This is a genomic window from Bacillus sp. 22-7 (assembly GCF_010628845.1).
GTDB lineage: Bacteria > Bacillota > Bacilli > Bacillales > Cytobacillaceae > Cytobacillus > Cytobacillus firmus_B.
In genome coordinates, this window is record NZ_NJQY01000014.1 from 70,492 (window position 1) to 92,480 (window position 21,989).

Annotated in this window: 18 protein-coding genes; 11 read left to right on the forward strand and 7 right to left on the reverse strand. The window is 40.9% G+C overall.

Going from position 1 to position 21,989, the window contains the following annotated elements; genetic code table 11:
* Positions 1-51 precede the first annotated feature (51 nt).
* A complete protein-coding gene (treC, locus tag CE058_RS11720; protein ID WP_163142758.1) occupies positions 52-1,737 on the forward strand; it encodes an alpha,alpha-phosphotrehalase in 1,686 nt (561 codons plus the stop codon).
* A gap of 48 nt (positions 1,738-1,785) precedes the next feature.
* Here the strand turns inward: treC and CE058_RS11725 are convergent, their stop codons facing one another.
* Both CE058_RS11725 and CE058_RS11730 read right to left on the reverse strand, forming a co-directional pair.
* Entirely contained in the window at positions 1,786-3,003 is a 1,218-nt protein-coding gene (locus CE058_RS11725) for a NupC/NupG family nucleoside CNT transporter (RefSeq protein ID WP_163142760.1), read from the reverse strand.
* 181 nt (positions 3,004-3,184) lie between these two features.
* Positions 3,185-4,060 (reverse strand): metal-dependent hydrolase, encoded by an 876-nt coding sequence (locus CE058_RS11730; protein ID WP_163142763.1) that lies wholly within the window; start codon positions 4,058-4,060, stop codon positions 3,185-3,187.
* A gap of 189 nt (positions 4,061-4,249) precedes the next feature.
* Here CE058_RS11730 and CE058_RS11735 point away from each other — a divergent pair, with 189 nt between their 5' ends.
* The 7 genes from CE058_RS11735 to CE058_RS11765 all read left to right on the forward strand — a co-directional run bounded on the left by CE058_RS11735 (position 4,250) and on the right by CE058_RS11765 (position 15,193).
* Positions 4,250-5,827: a peptide chain release factor 3 gene (locus tag CE058_RS11735; RefSeq protein WP_163142766.1), complete on the forward strand. Its 1,578-nt coding sequence runs from the start codon at positions 4,250-4,252 to the stop codon at positions 5,825-5,827.
* 394 nt (positions 5,828-6,221) lie between these two features.
* The gene (nhaC, locus tag CE058_RS11740; RefSeq protein ID WP_163142769.1) at positions 6,222-7,601 is read left to right on the forward strand and encodes a Na+/H+ antiporter NhaC; all 1,380 of its coding nucleotides are present in this window, start codon (positions 6,222-6,224) and stop codon (positions 7,599-7,601) included.
* Between the two features lie 186 nt (positions 7,602-7,787).
* Entirely contained in the window at positions 7,788-11,072 is a 3,285-nt protein-coding gene (locus CE058_RS11745) for an efflux RND transporter permease subunit (RefSeq protein ID WP_163142772.1), read from the forward strand.
* 155 nt (positions 11,073-11,227) lie between these two features.
* On the forward strand, positions 11,228-11,704 hold the full coding sequence (locus tag CE058_RS11750; protein WP_048011654.1) for a hypothetical protein: 477 nt from the start codon (positions 11,228-11,230) through the stop codon (positions 11,702-11,704).
* Positions 11,705-11,900: 196 nt separating this feature from the next.
* Complete coding sequence (locus CE058_RS11755; protein ID WP_286167969.1) at positions 11,901-13,193, forward strand: DUF5667 domain-containing protein; 1,293 nt, start codon at positions 11,901-11,903, stop codon at positions 13,191-13,193.
* A 117-nt stretch (positions 13,194-13,310) separates the two neighbouring features.
* Positions 13,311-14,057, forward strand: a complete 747-nt coding sequence (sigI, locus tag CE058_RS11760) for an RNA polymerase sigma factor SigI (RefSeq protein WP_048011656.1) — start codon at positions 13,311-13,313, stop codon at positions 14,055-14,057.
* Positions 14,054-15,193, forward strand: a complete 1,140-nt coding sequence (locus CE058_RS11765; protein WP_163142778.1) for an anti-sigma-I factor RsgI family protein — start codon at positions 14,054-14,056, stop codon at positions 15,191-15,193. The genes sigI and CE058_RS11765 overlap by 4 nt, the downstream gene beginning before the upstream one ends.
* Before the next feature lie 64 nt (positions 15,194-15,257).
* Here the strand turns inward: CE058_RS11765 and CE058_RS11770 are convergent, their stop codons facing one another.
* The 4 genes from CE058_RS11770 to CE058_RS11785 form a co-directional block, all read right to left on the reverse strand.
* A complete protein-coding gene (locus tag CE058_RS11770; protein ID WP_048011658.1) occupies positions 15,258-15,458 on the reverse strand; it encodes an alpha/beta-type small acid-soluble spore protein in 201 nt (66 codons plus the stop codon).
* Between the two features lie 111 nt (positions 15,459-15,569).
* On the reverse strand, positions 15,570-16,895 hold the full coding sequence (locus CE058_RS11775) for a (Fe-S)-binding protein (RefSeq protein ID WP_163142780.1): 1,326 nt from the start codon (positions 16,893-16,895) through the stop codon (positions 15,570-15,572).
* A complete protein-coding gene (gene glcD, locus CE058_RS11780) occupies positions 16,892-18,304 on the reverse strand; it encodes a glycolate oxidase subunit GlcD (protein WP_163142783.1) in 1,413 nt (470 codons plus the stop codon). The genes CE058_RS11775 and glcD overlap by 4 nt, the downstream gene beginning before the upstream one ends.
* A gap of 105 nt (positions 18,305-18,409) precedes the next feature.
* On the reverse strand, positions 18,410-19,528 hold the full coding sequence (locus CE058_RS11785) for a CdaR family transcriptional regulator (protein WP_163142786.1): 1,119 nt from the start codon (positions 19,526-19,528) through the stop codon (positions 18,410-18,412).
* Between the two features lie 137 nt (positions 19,529-19,665).
* On the opposite strand from CE058_RS11785, the gene CE058_RS11790 reads away from it, so the two are divergent.
* A complete protein-coding gene (locus CE058_RS11790) occupies positions 19,666-21,030 on the forward strand; it encodes a TrkH family potassium uptake protein (RefSeq protein ID WP_048011662.1) in 1,365 nt (454 codons plus the stop codon).
* A 103-nt stretch (positions 21,031-21,133) separates the two neighbouring features.
* Here the strand turns inward: CE058_RS11790 and CE058_RS11795 are convergent, their stop codons facing one another.
* Positions 21,134-21,481, reverse strand: a complete 348-nt coding sequence (locus CE058_RS11795; RefSeq protein ID WP_163142789.1) for a DUF3905 domain-containing protein — start codon at positions 21,479-21,481, stop codon at positions 21,134-21,136.
* Between the two features lie 168 nt (positions 21,482-21,649).
* Here CE058_RS11795 and CE058_RS24760 point away from each other — a divergent pair, with 168 nt between their 5' ends.
* Together CE058_RS24760 and CE058_RS24765 are read left to right on the forward strand one after the other, a co-directional pair.
* Positions 21,650-21,811, forward strand: coding sequence for a hypothetical protein (locus CE058_RS24760; protein WP_166672519.1), 162 nt, complete (start codon positions 21,650-21,652; stop codon positions 21,809-21,811).
* Entirely contained in the window at positions 21,811-21,966 is a 156-nt protein-coding gene (locus CE058_RS24765) for a hypothetical protein (protein ID WP_197087781.1), read from the forward strand. Before CE058_RS24760 ends, CE058_RS24765 begins: the two co-directional genes overlap by 1 nt.
* The last annotated feature ends 23 nt before the right edge of the window (positions 21,967-21,989 follow it).

Below are 21,989 nucleotides of genomic sequence, written 5' to 3' on the forward strand. Positions count from 1 at the left end.
GCCAACAGCTTCAAAAAAACATCTAAAAATACTTAAACAGGGTGATTCTAAATGAAACAACCGTGGTGGAAAAAAGCAGTAGTATATCAGATTTATCCGAAGAGCTTTAATGACACGACAGGAAATGGAGTCGGAGACATTCCTGGAATTATTGCCAAGCTTGATTATTTAAAAGAATTAGGTGTGGACGTCGTCTGGCTGACACCCATTTATAGATCGCCACAGCGGGATAACGGATATGACATTAGCGACTATTTCAGCATCCATGAGGAATATGGGACGATGGCAGACTTTGATAAGCTACTTGAAGAAGCCCATAATCGGGATATGAAAATTATTATGGATATCGTTGTTAACCATACTTCCACCGAACATCAATGGTTCCAGGAAGCAAAAAAATCAAAAGACAATCCATACCGGGATTTTTATATTTGGAAAGATCCGAAGGAAGATGGAAGCGAGCCGACAAACTGGGAATCCAAATTCGGCGGAAATGCATGGCAATATGATGAAGCAACAGGCCAATACTATCTTCATCTTTTTGATGTTACACAGGCTGATCTAAATTGGGAAAATGAAGACCTTCGCCGCAAAGTGTATGACATGATGGAATTCTGGTTTAAAAAAGGTGTAGATGGCTTTAGACTTGATGTAATCAATCTGATTTCCAAAGATCAGGATTTTCCGGATGATGACGGCTCAGTACCTCCGGGCGACGGCAGAAGATTCTATACCGACGGCCCTCGTGTACACGAATTTATGCGTGAAATGAATGATAAAGTATTCTCAAAATACGATAGTATGACAGTTGGGGAAATGTCATCCACTACAATTGATCATTGTATAAAGTATTCCAACCCCGAGCGGGAAGAATTAAGCATGACTTTCAACTTTCATCATTTAAAAGTGGACTACCCTAATGGAGAGAAATGGGCACTCGCTGATTTTGATTTTACGGCATTAAAGCAAATTTTATCAAAATGGCAAACTGAAATGCACAATGGGGGAGGCTGGAATGCTTTATTCTGGTGCAATCATGACCAGCCTCGTGTTGTATCAAGGTATGGTGATGACAAATGCTATCATCGTGAATCTGCTAAAATGCTGGCGACAGCCATTCATATGATGCAGGGAACTCCGTATATTTATCAGGGTGAAGAGTTTGGCATGACAAACCCCGGCTTTGAGAGGATTGAAGACTACAGAGATGTAGAATCACTGAATGTTTATTCTATTCTTAAGGAAAAAGGAATGGCAGAGGAAGAAATAATTAACATTCTCAAAAGCAAATCTCGCGATAATTCCCGGACGCCTGTTCAGTGGAATAGTACTGAAAATGCCGGATTCTCCGATGGAACCCCATGGATTCCTGTCGCATCCAATTACAGGGAAATCAATGCCGAAAACGCATTGAAGGACGAGAATTCTATTTTCTATCATTATAAAAAGCTGATCCAGCTTCGAAAGCAGTACGATATAATCACCTATGGTGATTATGAACTGATTTCTGAAGATCATCCTGATGTATTTGCTTATATTCGAAATGGTGTTAATGAAAAACTTTTGGTCGTAAATAATTTTTATGGGAAAGAAACATCGTTTACCCTTCCTGAACACATTCAAGCAGATGAATATTTAGGAGAAATTTTACTCGCCAATTACAAGCAGTCACCTTCAGCTGCGGAGACAATTCAGTTAAGGCCATATGAATCCATTATCTATTATTTAAAAAAGTAGAAAAAATCCTCCCGGCTAACGGGAGGATTTTCCATATTCCATAGCTCATTAAAACAGCATTCCTGCTATGGCGGCACTTAGCATAGATGCCAGGGCACCTGCAGCAACTGCCTTCAAGCCAAGTCGTGCAATGTCCTGCCTCCGGTTCGGAGCCAATCCGCCAAGTCCTCCCAGCAAAATACCCAATGAAGAAATATTGGCAAATCCGCAAAGGGCGAAGCTTACGATCGCCACCGTTTTATCAGATAAAGTCGGGATATCCGGCGCAAAAGCAGAATAAGCAACAAACTCATTCAAAATTAGCTTCTGGCCAATATAATTTCCTGCCTGTACGGCTTCTGACCATGGAACTCCTATAGCAAACGCGAGTGGAGAAAACACATATCCAAGTATGATTTCGAGTGTCAAGCCTTCTAACCCAAATAACCCTCCAACCCATCCAAGAAGCCCGTTAATTAAAGCAACTAAAGCAATAAAGGCCAGCAGCATCGCACCGATATTTAAAGCGAGCTCCAGTCCGACACTTGCTCCTTTTGCGGCTGCATCAATGACGTTAGCAGAATCGCTATCCACTTCCATCTCAAATTCTTTTGGCTCTTCTTTATCTTCCGTTTCAGGAAGCATTATTTTGGCCAGGATCAATCCAGCGGGTGCAGCCATAAAGCTTGCTGCCAGAAGATATTCGAGAGGCACTCCTAATAAGGAATATCCAATCAAAACAGATCCTGCTACAGAAGCAAGGCCTCCGGTCATGACCGCAAATAACTCGGATTTTGTCATATTGGCGATAAATGGGCGGACCACAAGCGGAGCCTCTGTTTGGCCCACGAATATATTGGCTGCTGCAGACATGGATTCCGCTTTTCTGGTCCCGAGAAGCTTTGCCAGTCCCCCACCGAGGATTTTAATGAAAAACTGCATAATCCTTAAGTAATAGAGGACGGAAATCAGTGATGAAAAAAAGATTACAACAGGTAAAACCTGAAATGCGAAAACGAAGGCAATGCCCGATTCATCTGTAAAAAGGCCACCAAATAAAAAATTTATTCCCTGATTGGCGTAATTGATTATATCGTTCACCTTCATTGTGAGCCACTCTAATCCCTTTCTGCCGCCTTCCCACTTTAGAACGAGAAAAGCAAAAATCAGCTGAATGGCAAGCCCTCCCGCTACTGTTCTTACACTTATTGCCCTTTTATTGCTTGAAAGCAGGAAGGCTATCCCTAAAACGACAATAATACCGAATATCCCCCAAATAAAATTCATGTTTACACCTCTTCAATATGTAGTAGTTTTTCCCTGCAAAAATCAGCAGCTGTAATCCTATTCCCTTGTGAAACTGCTTATAAAGCCCAATAGTTATATTATGTGCAAAAGGAATAAATTCATGAAAATGCTATGCATAAAGAAAATAATGGGGATAAACGGAAAAAGATGAGCACAGGGCTCATCTTTCCGTATTTTTTTCAATATATTCGAATAAAAATGACTGGCCGTTTCTGTAAAAACGGGGATCATAGAGTCCAAGCCTTTCATCATCATCAACTAGAACGACAAATGGAGACCATTCATAAAGGGTTTTAGCTTCAGGACGCTCAGAAAACAATTTGTCCAAATCCGCAGCTTCTTTTGATTGAAGCACAAATTGGGCCTTCTTTTCGGTGAAAAGAGTATCATTAAATATGGTCACTTCGTTATCTTTCTTTGTAATAACGGAATAAGTCCATGGTATAAACTCTGCCGATAGGGCAACTTGTTCATAATGATCATCATACTGCTTATAAATGAGGTATCCCTGTGTGCTTTGAATTACCACGTGAAGAAGCATAAAAGCCCATGCCATTTTAAAATAGTAGGGGGATTTTGATTTTTTCCTTTTTGTAAAGAAAAAGGCTGCTCCTATTATTATCCAAAATACTAAATCAACAATTGGAATCGTACCAAAAGTGACCCTCATAGTTGAAAATGGCTCCAAATAACCTGTACCCCATGCATTGAATAAATCGCTGGTATTATGTATAAAAACTGCTAGCCATCCCAGCAGAAAAAGCTTCTTATCCTTGACTCTGAAAAGCAGGAAGGACAGCAGCAAAAACAGCAGGGCCCACACCGGAGTCAGGAAAACAGAATGGGTAATCCCCCGGTGCCACATCTGATAAAGTCCTTCTGTATCCCAGAAGCGCGAGATAACATCAATATCGGGAATTTGACTTGCCCCTACAGCGGTAAGCAGATACGCTTTCCTGGAGTTCTTATCCATCCTCTGTTTATCGACTGCACCATATAGGCTCAAGCCAAATAAAGTATGAGTAATTGTGTCCATTTTTAACCTCCCTTTTTACATTTAGTTTCCCTATTATAAGCCTCAAAAAGAGTAATAAAAAGAAATATGCAATCTTAAATGCGTTGCAAACTTGACTTGAGAGCGATAAAATTGAAGGTATTGCAATAATTAAGTGACGCATTGATTGCTTGATCAACAAATTTTCATATAAGTAAGTGAGGAACTACTATGCCCAAAAATTTTAAAGAAGAAGTTTTATCCCGCCGCACGTTTGCGATTATTTCCCATCCGGATGCCGGTAAAACGACGCTTACCGAAAAGCTCCTATTGTTCGGTGGTGCCATTCGTGATGCAGGTACAGTTAAAGGGAAGAAGACAGGCAAATATGCGACAAGTGACTGGATGGAGATTGAGAAGCAGCGCGGAATTTCAGTAACCTCCAGTGTGATGCAGTTTGAATATGAGGGAGCGCGTGTTAATATTCTTGATACGCCTGGTCACCAGGATTTCAGTGAAGATACATATCGCACGCTGACAGCCGTTGACAGTGCCGTTATGATCATCGACTCAGCTAAAGGTATTGAGGAGCAGACACTTAAATTATTCAAGGTCTGCCGCATGAGAGGAATTCCGATATTTACTTTTATGAATAAGCTTGACCGTCAGGGGAAAGCACCCCTTGAGCTCCTTGCTGAATTAGAAGAAGTTATGGGAATAGAATCTTACCCAATGAATTGGCCAATTGGGATGGGAAAAGAATTCCTTGGGATCTATGATCGGTTTAATAATCGAATTGAGCAATTTAGAGTAGAGGAAGAGGACCGCTTTATTTCCTTAAATCAGGAAGGTGAGATAGAGGGGAACCACTCCATTAAGGATTCTGGCCTATATGATCAGACGCTTGAAGAGATTATGCTATTAAATGAAGCGGGCAATGAGTTTTCAAGAGAGAGAATTGCAAATGGGGAACTGACTCCTGTGTTTTTTGGAAGCGCGCTGACCAACTTTGGTGTACAGACTTTCCTGGAGTCTTATCTGCAATTTGCACCGCCGCCGCAGCCGAGAAATTCGACTGCAGGGGAAATAGATCCGCTGTCTGATGAATTTTCTGGCTTTATATTTAAAATTCAGGCCAATATGAACCCTGCACATCGCGACCGGATTGCATTCTTAAGAATTTGTTCAGGCCAATTTGAGCGGGGCATGGCTGTGAACATACCAAGAATCGGCAAGTCCATTAAGCTTGCGCAGTCCACTCAATTCATGGCTGATGACAGAAGTACAGTTGATTCTGCAGTCAGCGGAGATATCATCGGAATTTATGATCCGGGAACTTATCAAATAGGCGATACATTAACTGCCGGAAAAAGTAACTTCCAATATGAGCGTCTACCTCAATTTACACCTGAGCTTTTTGTTAAAGTAACAGCAAAAAATGTCATGAAGCAAAAACATTTTCATAAGGGCATTCAGCAGCTGGTTCAGGAAGGTGCCATCCAGCTGTTTAAGACAGTCAAAATGGAAGAATACCTCCTGGGTGCAGTGGGGCAGCTGCAGTTTGAAGTTTTTGAACACCGCATGAAAAATGAGTATAACACAGAAGTATATATGGAAAGACAGGGCTCCAAGATCGCACGCTGGGTAGAAGGCGATGAGGTCAACGAAAACCTTTCCAGCGGAAGAAGCCTCCTGGTTAAAGACCGTTACGGCAAAAATGTCTTTCTATTTGAAAATGACTTTGCACTCAGATGGTTCCAGGAAAAGAATCCTGATGTTAAATTATATAATCCGATGGACTCGGAATAAAGCTGGCGGCCCTTTATGGGCCGTTTTAGCTTTCCATTTATTCCTTTCTCATTACTATTGACATATCTATCAATTGATAATATAGTATTAACACATACACTTTAACGCTAAAAAGCGTTTAAGTTAAAAAGCAGAAAGTGTAATCTCAATTAAAGATCTTGTCCGCAGCATAAGTAGAGTAATTGCCGGCAGCAAAAAGAAACTGGATGGCTGATGAAAATCCAGGCAGCAATGGTCGAAATACAACTGCATCCAATATGGACAATACTTTTTAAGTGGGTAAGCAGCATTAGCTTATCAATTAGGGTGGTACCGCGGAGCTCCTTCGTCCCTATAGGCGAGAGGGCTCTTTTTGTTTGTATAAAATTACAGGCAAATTTAGGAGGAATACATTATGCATCATGATCAGTCAGCATTAAATTTAAAGCCCCTGGAGGCACTCATTGTCACTTTCATCATTTTAGGCGGAATCAGCTACTCGATTATTTTTGCCGGGGCAGTTCCCCATATTCCGGTTGTTTTCGCGATAATGGGGTTAATAGCTTACGGTTTAATAAGAAAAGTATCTATAACACAGCTGGAAAAGGGGCTTATTGAGGGTGCCCAGTCCGGATTAGGGGCTATTTTCATCTTCTTTTTAATCGGGATGCTGATAAGCAGCTGGATGGCGAGCGGCACGATTCCTACATTCATTTACATGGCTTTGGAAGCTGTTAACGGAGAGTTCTTTTATGCCATTGTTTTTGTGGTAACATCAGTAATCGGGATGAGTATAGGAAGCTCACTTACAACAGCTGCTACATTGGGAGTGGCGTTTATGGGAGTCAGTTCTGCTTTGGGCCTCTCGGATGCAATTACGGCAGGTGCAGTTATTTCCGGCGCATTTTTTGGCGATAAGATGTCGCCCCTATCCGATACAACCAACCTGGCATCATCGACAGTAAAAGTGGATTTGTTTGAGCATATCAAGACAATGGCCTGGACAACGATTCCTTCATTTATCATTTCACTGGCAATCTTTGCTTTCCTGTCACCATCTGAGGCAGCTTCTGATTTCTCAAAGATTGCCCAGCTGAAAAAAACTTTGCTGGATGAAGGACTGGTGCATTGGTACTCCCTCATTCCATTTGCCATTTTGACTATAATGGCCATTAAAAGAGTATCAGCAATAATTACGCTATCTGCTGGCATCGTATCTGCATTAATCTTTGCCGTTATCGTTCAAAGCAGCTTCAGCTTGGAAAAAGTTTTAACATTGCTGTTTTCAGGATATGCTTCAAATAGCGGTTCAGAAGAAGTTGACGCCCTTTTATCAAGAGGCGGCATGGAGAGCATGATGTTCTCGATTTCTTTAGTATTGCTCGCACTTTCTATGGGCGGTTTATTCTTTAAGCTTGGGATCCTTCCAGCACTTCTGGAAGGGGTCAAAGGGTTTTTGAATCGGATATCAGCTCTAGTGGCGGCAACAGCAGGAACAGCGATCGGAATTAACTTCCTCCTTGGCGAACAGTACCTGTCTATTCTTCTAACAGGAAATGCTTTCAGAGAGCCTTTTGAAAAAGCCGGGCTGCACCCAAAGAATCTTTCCAGAATCCTTGAAGATGCAGGCACGGTAGTAAACCCATTAGTTCCGTGGAGTGTCTGCGGAGTATTTCTAACAGGTGTTTTAGGAGTAGAAACAACAGCTTATATGCCATTTGCATTATTCTGTCTGCTCAGTCCTGTAATCACTATAATCTATGGATTTACGGGTTTGAAAATCGAAAAATTATAGAGGAAAGCAGCTGCTTAGGCTGCTTTTTTCTGTGGATTAGGAGCTGCTGTAATTTTTCATATTATAATTGGCAGCACACTGATTTCTTGCATCGCAATAGCTGCTTTAATATAGTTAAAATGTGTTAACTGCTACATGCATCGATTCCAAGATTATCTCATCCAGTCATTGAAAGGAGCAGAATGTGTGCGAATAAGCGATTTTTCAATCAAAAGGCCAATTTTTACATTGGTTACGATGTTCTTAGTGCTTATTTTAGGAGTAGTCTCCCTCTTAAATATTCCATTAAAACTCATACCAGATCTTAATCCTCCTGTAGGAGTAGTAGTCACTTCGTATCCTGGAGCAAGTCCCGATGAAGTGGCGGAAAAAGTAACAAAGCCGCTTGAAGAAAATCTGGCAACACTGCCGGGGATTAAAACCTTGACCTCTACCTCCCAGGAGAGCGCAAACTTCATATTGATGCAATTTTCCTGGACTACAGATATTGATGAAATACAAAGTGAGGTCATTCAAAGACTGGATCAGACACAGCTTCCGGATGAAGCTGATAAACCACGATTTATGAAGTTCGATCCTGCACAGTTTCCGATTATTCAATTATCTCTTAGTGCAGATGAGGAGCCTGAAGCATTAAGAAGGCTTGCTGAAGAACTGAACCTCGAGCTTTCTAAAGTTGAAGGAGTAGCAAGCGTAAATCTCTCCGGAACTGCGATTAAGGAAGTAAGAGTGGAGCTGGACCAGAAAAAGCTGAGAGATTTCAAACTTAGCCAGGCTGATGTTGTGGATGTAATTGAATCCAATAATATATCAATGCCGGGTGATCCTGTTTTGACTGAGGGAAAAGAACTGACAACCAGAATTATCAGCTCCATTGATTCCCTCGATACACTGAAAAAACTTACGGTAACAGCAGATCCCGCAACAGGGAATAAAGTAAGCCTGGATGATATATCAGAGGTTCAGCTGGCCAGCCAGGATGATCGCACCATCACGCGTACAAACCAGGCTCCATCTGTCTTACTGAGTGTCCTGCAGCAGTCCGATGCTAATACGGCAGAGGTTTCAGACCAATTTATAAAGCAATTGGATAATCTTCTTGAAAAGGAACAGTTTGAAAATATTGAATCAGAAATTCTTTTCGACCAGGGCGATTACATAAGTCTTGCAATAGGAAATATCTCCAATTCACTGATTCTCGGCGGTATTTTTGCTATGATTGTGCTGTTTTTCTTTTTGAAAAATGTCAAAAGTCCACTCATCATCGGAATTTCTATTCCTTATTCAGTTATTTTCACGTTTGTGTTAATGTATTTTTCCGATTTCACCTTAAATATTATGACTCTTGGCGGATTGGCGCTTGGAATAGGCATGCTGGTGGATAATTCCATCGTGGTTATTGAGAATATATACCGCCACTTATCAATGGGGAAAGATCCGAAAACGGCGGCAAGTGTTGGGGCAAAAGAAGTAGGAAGTGCAATTACGGCTTCCACCCTGACAACAGTTGCAGTATTCCTCCCAGTGGTATTTATAACTGGAATAATCGGTGAATTGTTTAAGGAGTTTGCCCTGACCATTTCCTTTAGCTTATTTGCATCTCTGGTTGTTGCCTTGACAATAGTGCCAATGCTTGCGAGCAGGCTCCTGAAGTCTCCAAGAACAAACACGGAGGCAAAAAGGCAGGAAACTGGCTTAATGCGATCACTTGAAAAATCGATCAAGTGGTCTTTGCGGAATCGTGCAGCGGTAATAGCTATTACCATGCTGTTATTGGCAGCAGGCAGCTTTGGATTAACCACAGTAGGCACACAATTCTTGCCAAATGCAGATGAGGGTTTTTTTACGGTGCGTATGGAGCTTGAGAACGGCACTGCACTTTCAGAAACAGAAAAGGCTGTATCAGCTTTAGAGGATGAATTAAAGGATGAAGAAGAAGTTGATACCTTTGTCAGTCTAATCGGAACTACACAGGAAGGGTCCTTCCGGGGCTCGAAAAATGCCAATATCGCTGAATTGTATATCAAAATGAAAGAGCTGGACCAGCGGGAAAGGTCTACTTTTGAATTTGTTGATGAGGTGAAAAAGGATCTGGAAAGTGCTGCATCAAAGGTTAATGAAACTGCAGAACTCTCATTTAATACACAGTCTACAGCAGGTACATCACCGAATACACTGACCTTCAGTGTGAGGGACCCAGATCCCAACCGTTTAAAGGAAAATGTTGATAAAATCTATAATGCATTGAAAGACCTTGAGGATGTAACCGAATTGTCGACTGATCTCATGGATACCGTTGAAGAAATTCAAATTACTGTGGACCGTGAAAAGGCTCTTGAAGAGGGTCTGGCTCCCGCCCAGGTAGCCATGGCAGTAAATGATGTAACCCGGGGCAATCGGGCTACACAAATGATAGATGATGAATCCAATATCTATGGCGTTTTTGTTGAGTACGATCGGGAAGTCACACAGGATATAGAGAATTTGAAGAAATTGCTTATTAAAAAACCTGATGGCAATTATGCCGCTCTGAGTGATGTAGCCAATATTGAGCGAGGAAAAGGACCGGTAAATATTCAGCGCATTAATCAGCAGGATGCTGTCCAATTTACATTAAAGTACAAATCTTCTACAAACATGGGTGCCATGTCAAAAGAAGTGGATAAAGAAATTGCCGATCTGAAATTGCCGGATGAAACAGAAATCGTTTTTAGCGGTGACAGAGAATTGCTGGAATCATCCATTGATGACCTGATTCTGGCATTTGTACTGGCAATCGTGTTTATTTATCTTGTCATGGCAGCCCAATTCGAGTCGCTTAAGTATCCGCTGGTTATCATGTTTACTGTGCCACTCATGGTTATAGGCGTGGCAATTGCTCTTACAGCAACCCAAACACCTATTAGTTTAACAGCCATAATCGGGATTATTGTGCTTGCAGGAATTGTAGTTAATAATGCAATAGTCATTGTCGATTATATTAACCAAAAGAAAGAGCAGGGTCTTAAGAGCTACGATGCCATAATTATTTCAGTTAAGGACCGTGCAAGGCCAATTTTCATGACGGCCTTAACTACTATACTTGGCTTAGTGCCTTTAGCACTTGGCATTGGAGAAGGAACAGAAATTAACCAGCCCATGGGAATTACTCTTATTGGCGGGCTGATCAGCAGTACGTTCCTGACACTATTTGTCATACCAGTTGTATATAGCTTTTTTGACAAGGATACACGGCGATTAAATAAAATGTATGCAACACCGGATGGACACTTAGTGCCAGCTTACCTGCTTGAAGAAAGAGTGGACAAAAACTGGAATCACGATAATGACGAAGACAAAAAACAGCTTCAATCCTCTGATGCTAAATCCTACAGCAGAGATGATATGGCAGCCATGCTGGAGGAATTATTAAAAATTGTAAAAAGAGATGACGATGATAAGAAAAACCAGAAACGGGATGATAATTTCTAGATCTGATAAAGGCTCCTTCTAATGAAGGGGTCTTATTTTTGCACTGAAGTCTAATTTATAGATGGTGTTTCAGGAAAAAATCTGGAAAATAAATTGATAATTGACCAATTTTCAGAGCACAATAAAAGTATCGACTTGTAGCTGGTGGTAATGAAATGAAAAAACTCAGTAAACTAGAAGCCGTTTTTTGGAGTATTGCATTGCCGGGTTTTAGCCAATTATTGGCGGGGCAGCTGTGGAAGGGGACATTGTTTGTCGTCCTTGAATTTATCATTAATGTTTACAGCCATTTTAATTCGGCCATCATGTACAGTTTCATGGGCGAAATTGATAAAGCTGTTCATGTCCTTAATTATCAGTGGCTCATGTTTTATCCTTGTCTTTACATGTTTGCAATGTGGGATGCATACCGCAGTGCTATGCCGGAAAAGGAAGAATTATCATTCCTTCCTTTTGTATTCAGTGCCTATTTTGTCACAGTAGGTCTAATGTACTCAACAAAACTCAAATTGTTTGGGGTTTTTTTTGGGCCGGTCTTTCTTCCTATGATCTTTGTTATTCCAGGTGTAGTAACCGGTCTTTTGATCAGGTGGGTCATTTTGAAATGGAGAAAGCATCAGGTACAAAGTTAAGGCGGCATATTCCTATATAAAGACGGTAACCATTTGAATCCTTAATTAAAAAAGCTTTAGCACACTAATCAATTTAGTGTTTGTTAAAGCTTTTTTTCTTTTTTTAATAAATAATTTTCTAGAACCCCCAAAAATCTCTTCCATGAATCCGTACAGTTGTAATGAACAAAGCGGCCGCTTGTGATTAAATCATGAGGTGAAATCATTGAAATTTTTATCCGGCAAAGAAATGAATAAAATGGCAAAGAGTACATTGGCAGTAGTGATTGCAGGAGCATTCACATTCTCAGGAACTGCAGCCTTTGCAAGTGAAGATAGCGAAGAAGCAGATTTTGAAACAGTTGAATTAAAAAATGACCAATCAGCCAAAGCGATAGCTGAAACAAATAATGATGAAGCAGAATCCATTGACGATTCTAAAGAAAAGCTTGATGAGATTGAATCAGAAACACCATCTTTATTGCCTGGAAGCTTTTTCTACTTTGCGAAGCTGGCTTTGGAAAAAGTAAAGCTTGCTCTAACTTTTGATGATGTTAAAGAGGCAAAATTGCTTGCCGGTTATGCTGCAGAGCGTATGGCTGAAGCAGAAGCCCTTTTTGCTGAAGGAAAGGAAGAAGAAGCATTAGCAGCAATAGAAAAAGCATTAAAACAGATGGAAAATGCTGAAAACATTGTTGAAGAAGCTAATGAAGACTCTGAACAGTCTAAATCAGATGATGAGAACAGCAGTGATCTAATTAGCGAAGACGAATCAGCTGAAGATGAGGCATCTGAAGAGGATGTTCAGGCTGAGGATGATGTCGATGATGAGCTTGATTCTGATAATTACACAGTGGACAAGGAAACGGAAGAAGAAGTAAAAGAAATCCTTGCTCAAAATATCATTACCCTAAAGGCAAATCTGGCTAAGTTTTCAGATAGGTTCGATGAAAATCATCCTGCTATTTTAGCGATGCAAAAGAACATTGCTAAGTTCTCTGAAAAATGGTCTGACCAATTGGTCGGCCTGGAAAAAGGATATGCTGGAAATGACCAGGATGGGCAGGCTGCAGAAGAGCCTGAACCAGTTAAATCTGAAGAAGCTTTTTCAGAAATGGAATCAGCAGACGATTCAGCGAAAGAAATTGATGAATCAGCTTCTGAAGAAGAAGCTGTGACACGTGCAGTTCCCGTGAAGGTGTCTAAAGAATCAAAAAATGCAGCCAAGGCTGAGAAGAAAAAGGCACATGAAGAAGCAAAAGTTTTAGAAGCCAATAAGAGAGCGGAAGCAAAGGCTGCACGTGAAGAAGCTAGAAAAGCAGCAAAAGAAGCACGCGAAGCAGCTAAAGAAGCTGAAAGAGAAGCACGCGAGGCAGCTAGAAAAGCAGCAAAAGAACAGCAGGCAAATAAAGTTGAAGAAAAGCAGACTGAGGCAAAAAGCCATGCCAGCAAGGGAAAAGAGAGAGCTGAACAGGCAAAAGGTCAAGGGAAAGAGAATAAAGGCAACTAATTTTATCTGGAAAGGAAAGCACTGCAAGTCTTTCTTTTCCTTAGCCAATAAAACCACCCAAAAAAAAATAATCTGGACACCGTATGGTATAATGTGTTTTGAAAAGAGGTGGGGCTATTGCTAAGCTTATTGTTTATGGCGAAGAAGCGGAAGAAATCGCTCGAAGAAACGGTAGAGTTAATACAGCAGGGAGATACAGCATTAAATAATGAGCTAATAGAGTCATATAAGCCGTTTATTGCTAAAACAGTATCATCAGTCTGCAAGAGATATATTCATGAATCTGATGATGAATTTAGCATTGGCCTCATAGCCTTTAATGAAGCTATTCAAAAGTACAGTCCTGATAAGGGTAGTTCATTGATCAGTTTTTCGGAAGTACTTATTAAAAGGCGGGTTATTGATTATATCCGTAAGCAATCCAAATTTCAGAATCTCAGCTTTAATGGAGTCTCTAAACTGGAAGATGATGATACGGCCAGCTCGGCAATAGAAGACGAATTGTCCATTGAAGACTACAGAAAAAAAACAGATGAAGAACTGAGGAAAGAAGAAATTTTCCAGTTTACACAGATTCTTCAGGAATTCGGCCTTACCTTCAGCGATCTGATCGAACAATCCCCAAAACATGCGGATGCACGAAAAAATGCGATGACTGTAGCCAAAATTCTGGTTGAAAATGAAGAACTCAAAAGTATTCTTTTTGACAAAAAAAAGCTGCCGATAAAGCAGCTGGAGGGTTATGTATCTTTAAGCAGAAAAACAATAGAGAGAAATAGAAAATATATAATTGCCATATCACTGATATTAACTGGCGATTATGTCTTTTTAAAGGATTATATCAAAGGGGTGTTGGAAACGTGAAAACAGGTATAATCATGGAAATAAACGAACGTTTTTTAACACTATTAACCCCGGAAGGAGAATTTCTGCGTGCCCGAAAACAAGATCGGGCATACGCAATAGGCCAGGAAATTGCCTTCTTCCCAATAGAACTGAAAGACGGAAAGTTGTCGCGTCCTCTATTAATTTTTAGATTGTCCAGAGGAAAAGGATTAATGGCAGCAGCATTTGCGTTGATGCTCGCAATCGTGTCTTTTCTGCCGTTTTTGCAAAACGACGAAGTGTACGCTTATATGTCAATAGACGTCAATCCGAGTATTGAATTAGGGGTCAATCAGGAATATCAGGTAGTAGAACTCATTCCTTATAATGAAGAAGGAAAACTTATTATCCAGAACATCAAGAACTGGAAAAAGAACAGCATTCATGAAGTGGCTGACAAAATTCTCCTTCAGATAAAGAAGCAGGGCTATTTAAAGGAAAATAACGAAATAGTCATTGCAGCCGTTTATACAGAACAGATTAAAGAAGCGGATGAGCACATTCAGAAAGAGTTAGCAGATATAAAACAAGCTGCACAAAAAGAGCAGCTTGAAGTAACTTTACTGGAAGCAAGTGAAGAGGAAAGAGAAGCCGCTATTGAAAAAGGACTGTCAGCCGGGATATATAAAGAAAGTAAATTAAAGGCTGACGATGGCAGGAAGGAATATTCTGAACCTGTAAATCCCAATAAACAGGCAGATAAAGAAACACAATCTCCTCCAAAACCTGCAGAAAATACCCAAAGCCAATTAAAAAAGCAGGGGAATAAAGGAGTTAATAAAGAAGAACCTGCTGTTCCGGGGCAATTAAAGAAATCTGAGAACCAGCAAAAACAGCAGAATAACAGCGGGAAAAACAATGGAAATAATCATGAAAAAAGACACGATCATGATGGAAAGAAAGATCAGGGAAATAAGATAAAAGTCCAAGAACATCCGAATCATCCAAGCGAAAAAAAAAATAACAAGGGTATTGAAAATAGAAATAATCCTGAGAGAAGTTCCAAAGAACATGATAATGGGAAAAACAGAGGCTGGAAAGGTCATGAGAAAAACCAAAAGAATAGTGGCAATTCCAATAAAGGCAGCGGAAACAATCAAGGGAAGCATGAATGATAGAGGAAAATGATAAAATCAAAGTCCGGAGCAGGCTCCGGACTTTTCCATTTATATGAAGTTGTTATTGTTTATTCTGGCCGGACATTTGGGCTTGAGCTTGCTGGACAAGCCGCTTAGTAATTTCTCCGCCTACAGATCCGTTAGCCCGGGATACTGTATCAGAGCCTAATTGAACACCAAATTCCTGGGCAATTTCATATTTAACCTGGTCCATGTATTGTTCAATGCCAGGAACTAAAAGCTTATTGCTGCTTCTTGCCATTGTATTCAACTCCTTTTTATTGGTCTTACAGAGTTACCATCCCTCTGTATTTGTAGTATGAATTAAAAAGGAGTTTTCATAAGTGGTAATATTTCGGCATAAGCAGTATGGCTATTTTGCACAGGCAGCCTCTAATAGGATGTCTGCGATGTGAACTGCTTTAATCTTATGCTGCAAACCTTCCCGTTCGATCCCCAGCTTCATCTGCAGAAGACAGCCTGGATTAGAGGTCACGATCACTGCAGCATTTGCTGACTTGGCCTGAATCATTTTATGATCAAGTATTTGCATAGACATTTCAGATTCAACAATATTATAAATACCGGCAGAACCGCAGCATCTGTCCGCATCTTTCATTTCCCTGAATTCAATGCCCCTGATTGAATTCAGAAGGGTACGAGGTGCTATGGAGGTTTTCATGACATTGCGCAAATGGCAGGAATCCTGATAGGTTACGACCTGGTCCGGAAGCTCAAGGTGAACTTTTTTATGAAATTCAAGTTCATATAGAATTTGGCTGATATCTTTGAGTTTTTCCGAAAACTTTACAGCTCTTTCATGCCATTCCCGGTCATCTTTAAGCAGGTGGTCATAGTCAATAAGGAATGCACCGCATCCTCCTGCGTTTGAGATGATATAGTCTGCGTCCAGTTTTTCAAAAGCTTCTATGTTCCGCTTTGCCAGATCTTTAGCTGTCTGCTTTTCACCGCTATGACCGTGAAGAGCACCGCAGCAAGCCTGATTTTGAGGTATATGAATTTCACATCCGGCAAGCTGGAGAAGCTTTATTGTTGCATTATTGGTTTCAAGGAACATCGTGTCCATTAGACACCCGGTAAAAAAAGCGGCTTTCTTTACTGGCTTTTCTGCCGGGAAATAGGATGGTCTATTTTTCATTTCTTTTAATTTTGGTACTTGAGGAAGTACCTTTTCCATTGCACCGAAGTTTTTTGGAAGCCAATCCAGCATCCCTGTTTTTCTGGCGGCCGATTGCAGGCCTGACCGCTGATAAAAGCCCAATAGCCCTGCAGCTGCCCTCATTCTGTTCTGATTGGGGAAAAGCCCGTTAAAGACCAAATTGCGAACAGCTCTGACCGGAAGTGAGTGTTTCTTATTCTGGTTAATAATATCCCTCGCTTCTTCCAGCAAGTGTCCATATTTTACCCCAGAAGGACATACAGGTTCGCATGCCCGGCAGCCCAGGCAAAGATCAAGAGATCTCTCAACATCTTCATCCGGTTCAATCAATCCGTCAGCAACAGCTTTCATTAATGCAATCCGTCCCCTAGGAGAGTGCGCTTCTTTAAAGCCTGACTCGACATAAGTAGGGCATGAAGGGAGACAAAACCCACAGCGCATGCAATTCAGGAGCTCATCTTCATCCATTCGCTTCTCAAATTCTTCCTGAATGACTGTCTGTTCTTTTAATGTTGTCATTGTGTAACCACCACACGTTTTCTATTGTCCTTGGCAAAAATTTTGCCGGGATTAAGAATATTATTGGGGTCTAAGCCAGTCTTTACAGCCTTCATGGCATCGATCCCTGCCTGGCCCAGTTTCAGTTCCAGATAAGGAGCTTTCATGACTCCTACTCCATGTTCTCCTGTTATAGTTCCTCCTAATTCTATCGCCTTGATAAAAATCTCTTCAAAAGCTTTTTCAACCCGTTCCATTTCGTTTTTATCCCGGGCATCTGCAGGGCATGTCGGATGAAGGTTTCCATCACCGGCATGGCCAAAGGTACAGATGGAGAGCCCGTATTTTTGGGAAATTTCATTTATGGCTTTTACCATATTGGCAATTTCAGATCTTGGCACTGTAGCATCTTCAAGAATGGTTGTCGGCTTTAAGCGTGCAAGAGCCGATAAGGCTGCACGTCTTGCTGTCCTTAAGGCTTCGGCTTCTTGTTCAGATTTTGCAAGCTGTACCGATACAGCTCCTTGCTTTTGACAGATTTCAGCCATTTTTTGCATATCCTTTTCCACAACGTCAACCGGCCCGTCCTGTTCGATAAGAAGTACAGCTTTAACATCAGTCGGCAAACCGATTTGTGCGAAATCTTCTACTGCTTTTAGTGTTGGCTGATCTAAAAATTCAAGCGTGGCCGGAATGATTTTTTCAGCGATGATCTTTGAGACGGATTTCGCAGCTTGTTCCAGATCCTGAAAGAGAGCAAGCATTGTCTGTTTTGCTTCAGGAAGCGGGATTAACTTTAATGTGGCTTCCGTAATAATTCCTAAAGTTCCTTCAGATCCCACCAGCAGCCTGGTAAAATCATATCCTGCCACGTCCTTTGCAAGCTTGCCTCCCGTTCTGATAATGTCTCCGTTCGCTAGTACAGCTTCCAGCCCCATTACATAGTCCCTTGTAACACCATATTTTAATCCGCGCAGTCCGCCCGAATTTTCATTGATGTTTCCGCCGATTGTGCTTATTTTCATTGAACTTGGATCAGGGGGATAAAATAGCCCTCTTGCTTCAACCTGATTAATCATATCAAGCGTAATAACACCCGGCTGTACTGTAGCTGTCAGGTTATCTTCATCGATTTCAATAATGTTATTCATATGCTTAAACAGGAGAACAATTCCGCCTTCTGTAGGACAGGTGCCTGCACATAAATTGGTGCCTGATCCTCTTGGTACGATTGGAATTCCTCTGCTGCTGCAAATTTTGAGGATTTGGGAAATTTCCTGAGCGTTTCGCGGACTGATCACCGCATCGGGCATCGATTGGAAATTGGGAGTTGCATCATAAGAATAAACGAGGCGCCCGGCTTTTGAGTCATCATAATTTTCTGCGCCAACAATGGCGACAAATTTTTCTTTTATTTGAACGTCAACCAAATAGATTCTCTCCTTTACTAACAGGCTGGCAATATCTATTCTTTAAGTATAAAAAAAGCAGGGAGCACCCTGCTATAGATAATTATACAAATATTAAGGTGTGTTTTAATTGTTTTTTGTGTCTTCCTCCAAAAGTCTTACAGCCATGAATAATTTCATTAAATCATTCAAATTTGAAGGATACAGCCCTGAAAGCTCTGATATTTTCTTTAGCCTGTAATGAAGGGTGTTTATATGTATATGCAGGGCCTCAGCAGTATTTTTCAAAGAGTGATTTTGCCTGAATAGTTCCTTAAGAGTAACCATAAGATCCTCTTCAAACATAAAAGTTCCGATGGTTCTTTCTATAAAGTCCTTCTTAGTTTCCGGAGAAAGGTCATCAAATATCATTTCAATGGTCAAATCCTGATCAAATATGATGGTGCCCCGGTCTTTTGCGATTTTCAAAGCTCGTTCTGCCTGCATAAATGATTCGGACAAACTGAAGGGAGGCAATGGTTTTCCGGTGCCGATACTTACTTTGGCAGCGAGCAGGTTTTCCAGAAAACGATGGAATCGTGTGATCTTTTCCCTTATGCTGCGATCTTTTTCTGCTGAAGAAACCCCTGCTAAAAGGACAATTCGATCATTGCCCCAGCGAATCAGAATATCATTGGGCCCTGCTTCCTTCCAGGATAAAATTCTATTCCAAAGATCACGATGAAGCAACTGGCTATTATGCCTGAATTCTGCGATAGATGCCTGTCTATCCATTGAGAGGTTTATTTTCAGCAGATGAGCACGTTCTTTGAATGCGGGATCCCACTCCTTAGACTGGAGCCAGTCAAACATAAAACTCTCCATTGCGCGGGCCTGCCAATCGAGCTGCTCTGCAAAGTAACTTTCGCTGATAAACAACTCTGTCAGTTTGCGGATGATTTCTGCGAATGGGGAAATTTCATCGGGATTTCCGGTAATGCCAATAACACCAACTGTCTCACCTTTAAAAAAGATAGGCAGGTTAATGCCCGCTTTTACACCCTGAAGGCGTGATTGATCTTTCCTGGTAATAATCAGCTTTTCTTTATGTTTTATAGTAAGCAATGCTCCTTCATGAAAATTGCCTATTCTCCCAGCATCTGTACTAGCAATGATCACTCCGCTGGTATTGGCAACTATGATATCTTCCTGAAGAAACTGACGCACTTCAGCAATGATTTTTTCAGCCAGATCAGGCAGCAGCATATCAAATCTCCCTTTGGTTTTTGATTTTATTATATATAAATAAAAAACTTCCTGCGAATTTTCTAATATCCCTTTTAAAAACCGGGTATATTCATTATGATAAGGGTTAGAAAAATTTTGAAGGGGACAGGTATGATATGTGGAAGGACGTAAGAAGCTGGCTTGATAAACTAACACCTGCCCAAGTAATATCCGGATATTATTTATTGGCAGTATCTGTATCGGTACTTTTATTAAGAATACCGGCTGTACATAAGCCGGGAGTGGAGGTTGCATTTATTGATACGGTTTTCACTGCTGTAAGTGCAGTCAGTGTTACCGGTCTGACAGTGGTGGATATATCAGAGACATACAGTGTTTTTGGTTATTTTGTCATAATGTTCATCCTTCAGTTTGGCGGAATAGGGATCATGGCGCTGGGCACCTTCTTTTGGCTCCTGCTGGGCCGCAGGATTGGATTAAGAGGGCGCCGCCTCATAATGGTCGATCATAATCAATATGCCTTGTCAGGACTAGTAAATTTAGTCAAAGAAATCATTAAAATAATATTGGTGATTGAAACGCTGGGTGCCCTAATATTGGGTTTTCATTTTCTTAAATATTATCCGGCATGGGATGATGCATTCCTGCACGCGCTGTTCGCATCTGTCAGTGCAACAACTAACGGTGGCATGGATATAACGGGAGCCTCTCTTAAACCTTTTGCCGGCGATTATTTCGTGCAGCTGATCAATATTATTCTGATTACGTTAGGAGCTATAGGTTTTCCTGTCCTTATCGAATTAAAGCAATTTTTATTTCGGAATAAATGGGATCAGGAGCCATCTTTTCGATTCTCCTTATTTTCAAAATTGACGACTGTTACGTATGCAGCTCTTCTTGTGTTTGGAACGGTTATTCTGCTCATCATGGAATTTAATCAATATTTTAAAGGCATGAACTGGCATGAGAGCTTCTTTTATGCATTCTTCCAATCCGCTACCACCCGGAGCGGCGGTCTTTCAACTATGGATGTTAACGAGTTTACAATGCCTACACTCGTCATAATGAGCATTTTAATGTTCATCGGGGCGTCACCCAGTTCTGTCGGCGGGGGCATCAGGACGACTACCTTTGCTGTAAATATCCTTTTTATCTATCACTTTGCAAAAGGAAACAGGGATATAAAAATATTTAAAAGAGAAATTCATGAAGATGATATTCTGAAGTCTCTTGCCATCACACTGCTTGCTATTGGAATGTGTTTTTTCTCTGTAGTCATTCTAAGCATTACAGAAAAGCAGATGGAGCTTATTGAAATTATTTTCGAGGTCTGTTCAGCTTTTGGTACTACGGGCCTTTCGTTAGGAATCACACCTGATTTATCAATGATTGGGAAATGTATCATAATGGCCTTAATGTTTATTGGAAGAATTGGATTAACCTCTTTCTTATTTATTATAGGCGGAAAAGAAAAACAGCCAAATTACCATTATCCAAAAGAGCGAGTTATCATTGGCTAAAAAAGCAGCCCGGAATATTTTTTTCCGGCCTGCTTTTTTTTAGAAATTCCTGCAGTTAGATAAGTACGCTCCGATCTTTTGAGTCAAAGGCGATTCCCTATTTTCAATCTGTTCCGCGGCTGACATCCTTAGTCGGATGCATGAAAGGGTAGGCTTGAGGCGTCTTTTTGCTTTCAAGGAGTTCTTTGTTTTCTGTTGTATTCCAGCCGATATCATTTGTAGGATGAATCCATTCGTCTCCAGCCATAACTGCAGGATCTGTTTCATCACTCCAGTTTTCCAGCGGTGAACTGTTTGAGGAATAATGACTGTCCCCGATAGTTACGCCAAAAGAATTCTTGAAAGGAGGCTGAAGCTTCATGCCTGTGTCCTTAAAACTCGGAGCTTCAATTTGATGTGGAAGTGTCTCTTCAATGCCAATGCTTTTATTTAACTTCTTTTCATTTGTCATAAGCGGCTCATTCCTTTTTACTCTATTTTTTGTACTGAAGAAAAATTTATGAATGCAAAATAAGGAAGGCACAGTGAGGAATGAAACCGTTTATTTTACTAAAAATAAACCTGTGTTAAAACTGAAAATTAATTTAACACGGAAAAATTTTGTCAGGAGGAGATTGGGATGGCAAAACGAAAAGCTGAGTATAATGCTGTTGAAAAATACAGTAAGACTCCTAAGAAGAACCTTCAGGAATCGGAGTTTTCAGCAGAATTCAGCCAGGGAGAGAATCCCATGAAAATGGCTAACCGCAACTCCAAACATGGGAGAGAGGGAAGAGCTTAGTGGATCAAAATAAACCACGAAAAACAAGCCGGCAGAATGACTCTGCCAACGTAGAATTCGGCATGGAGTTTGGTGATATAAATGCCGGGAAATTTTACGAGCTGCCCTTTATGAACCGTGATAAAGATAAAAAGAAAGATCGGGATAAATGCTAAAAAACCGGCAGTTTTTTTCTGCC

Bases quoted from the DNA above. Each gene is read 5' to 3' on its own strand.
- CE058_RS11795 (WP_163142789.1), bottom strand. From the start codon at position 21,481: ATGACAAATGAAAAGAAGTTAAATAAAAGCATTGGCATTGAAGAGACA.
- CE058_RS24760 (WP_166672519.1), top strand. From the start codon at position 21,650: ATGGCAAAACGAAAAGCTGAGTATAATGCTGTTGAAAAATACAGTAAG.
- nhaC (WP_163142769.1), top strand. From the start codon at position 6,222: ATGCATCATGATCAGTCAGCATTAAATTTAAAGCCCCTGGAGGCACTC.
- CE058_RS11785 (WP_163142786.1), bottom strand. From the start codon at position 19,528: ATGCTGCTGCCTGATCTGGCTGAAAAAATCATTGCTGAAGTGCGTCAG.
- CE058_RS11775 (WP_163142780.1), bottom strand. From the start codon at position 16,895: ATGACAACATTAAAAGAACAGACAGTCATTCAGGAAGAATTTGAGAAG.
- treC (WP_163142758.1), top strand. From the start codon at position 52: ATGAAACAACCGTGGTGGAAAAAAGCAGTAGTATATCAGATTTATCCG.
- CE058_RS11735 (WP_163142766.1), top strand. From the start codon at position 4,250: ATGCCCAAAAATTTTAAAGAAGAAGTTTTATCCCGCCGCACGTTTGCG.
- CE058_RS11725 (WP_163142760.1), bottom strand. From the start codon at position 3,003: ATGAATTTTATTTGGGGGATATTCGGTATTATTGTCGTTTTAGGGATA.
- CE058_RS11730 (WP_163142763.1), bottom strand. From the start codon at position 4,060: ATGGACACAATTACTCATACTTTATTTGGCTTGAGCCTATATGGTGCA.
- CE058_RS11750 (WP_048011654.1), top strand. From the start codon at position 11,228: ATGAAAAAACTCAGTAAACTAGAAGCCGTTTTTTGGAGTATTGCATTG.
- CE058_RS11790 (WP_048011662.1), top strand. From the start codon at position 19,666: ATGTGGAAGGACGTAAGAAGCTGGCTTGATAAACTAACACCTGCCCAA.
- CE058_RS11770 (WP_048011658.1), bottom strand. From the start codon at position 15,458: ATGGCAAGAAGCAGCAATAAGCTTTTAGTTCCTGGCATTGAACAATAC.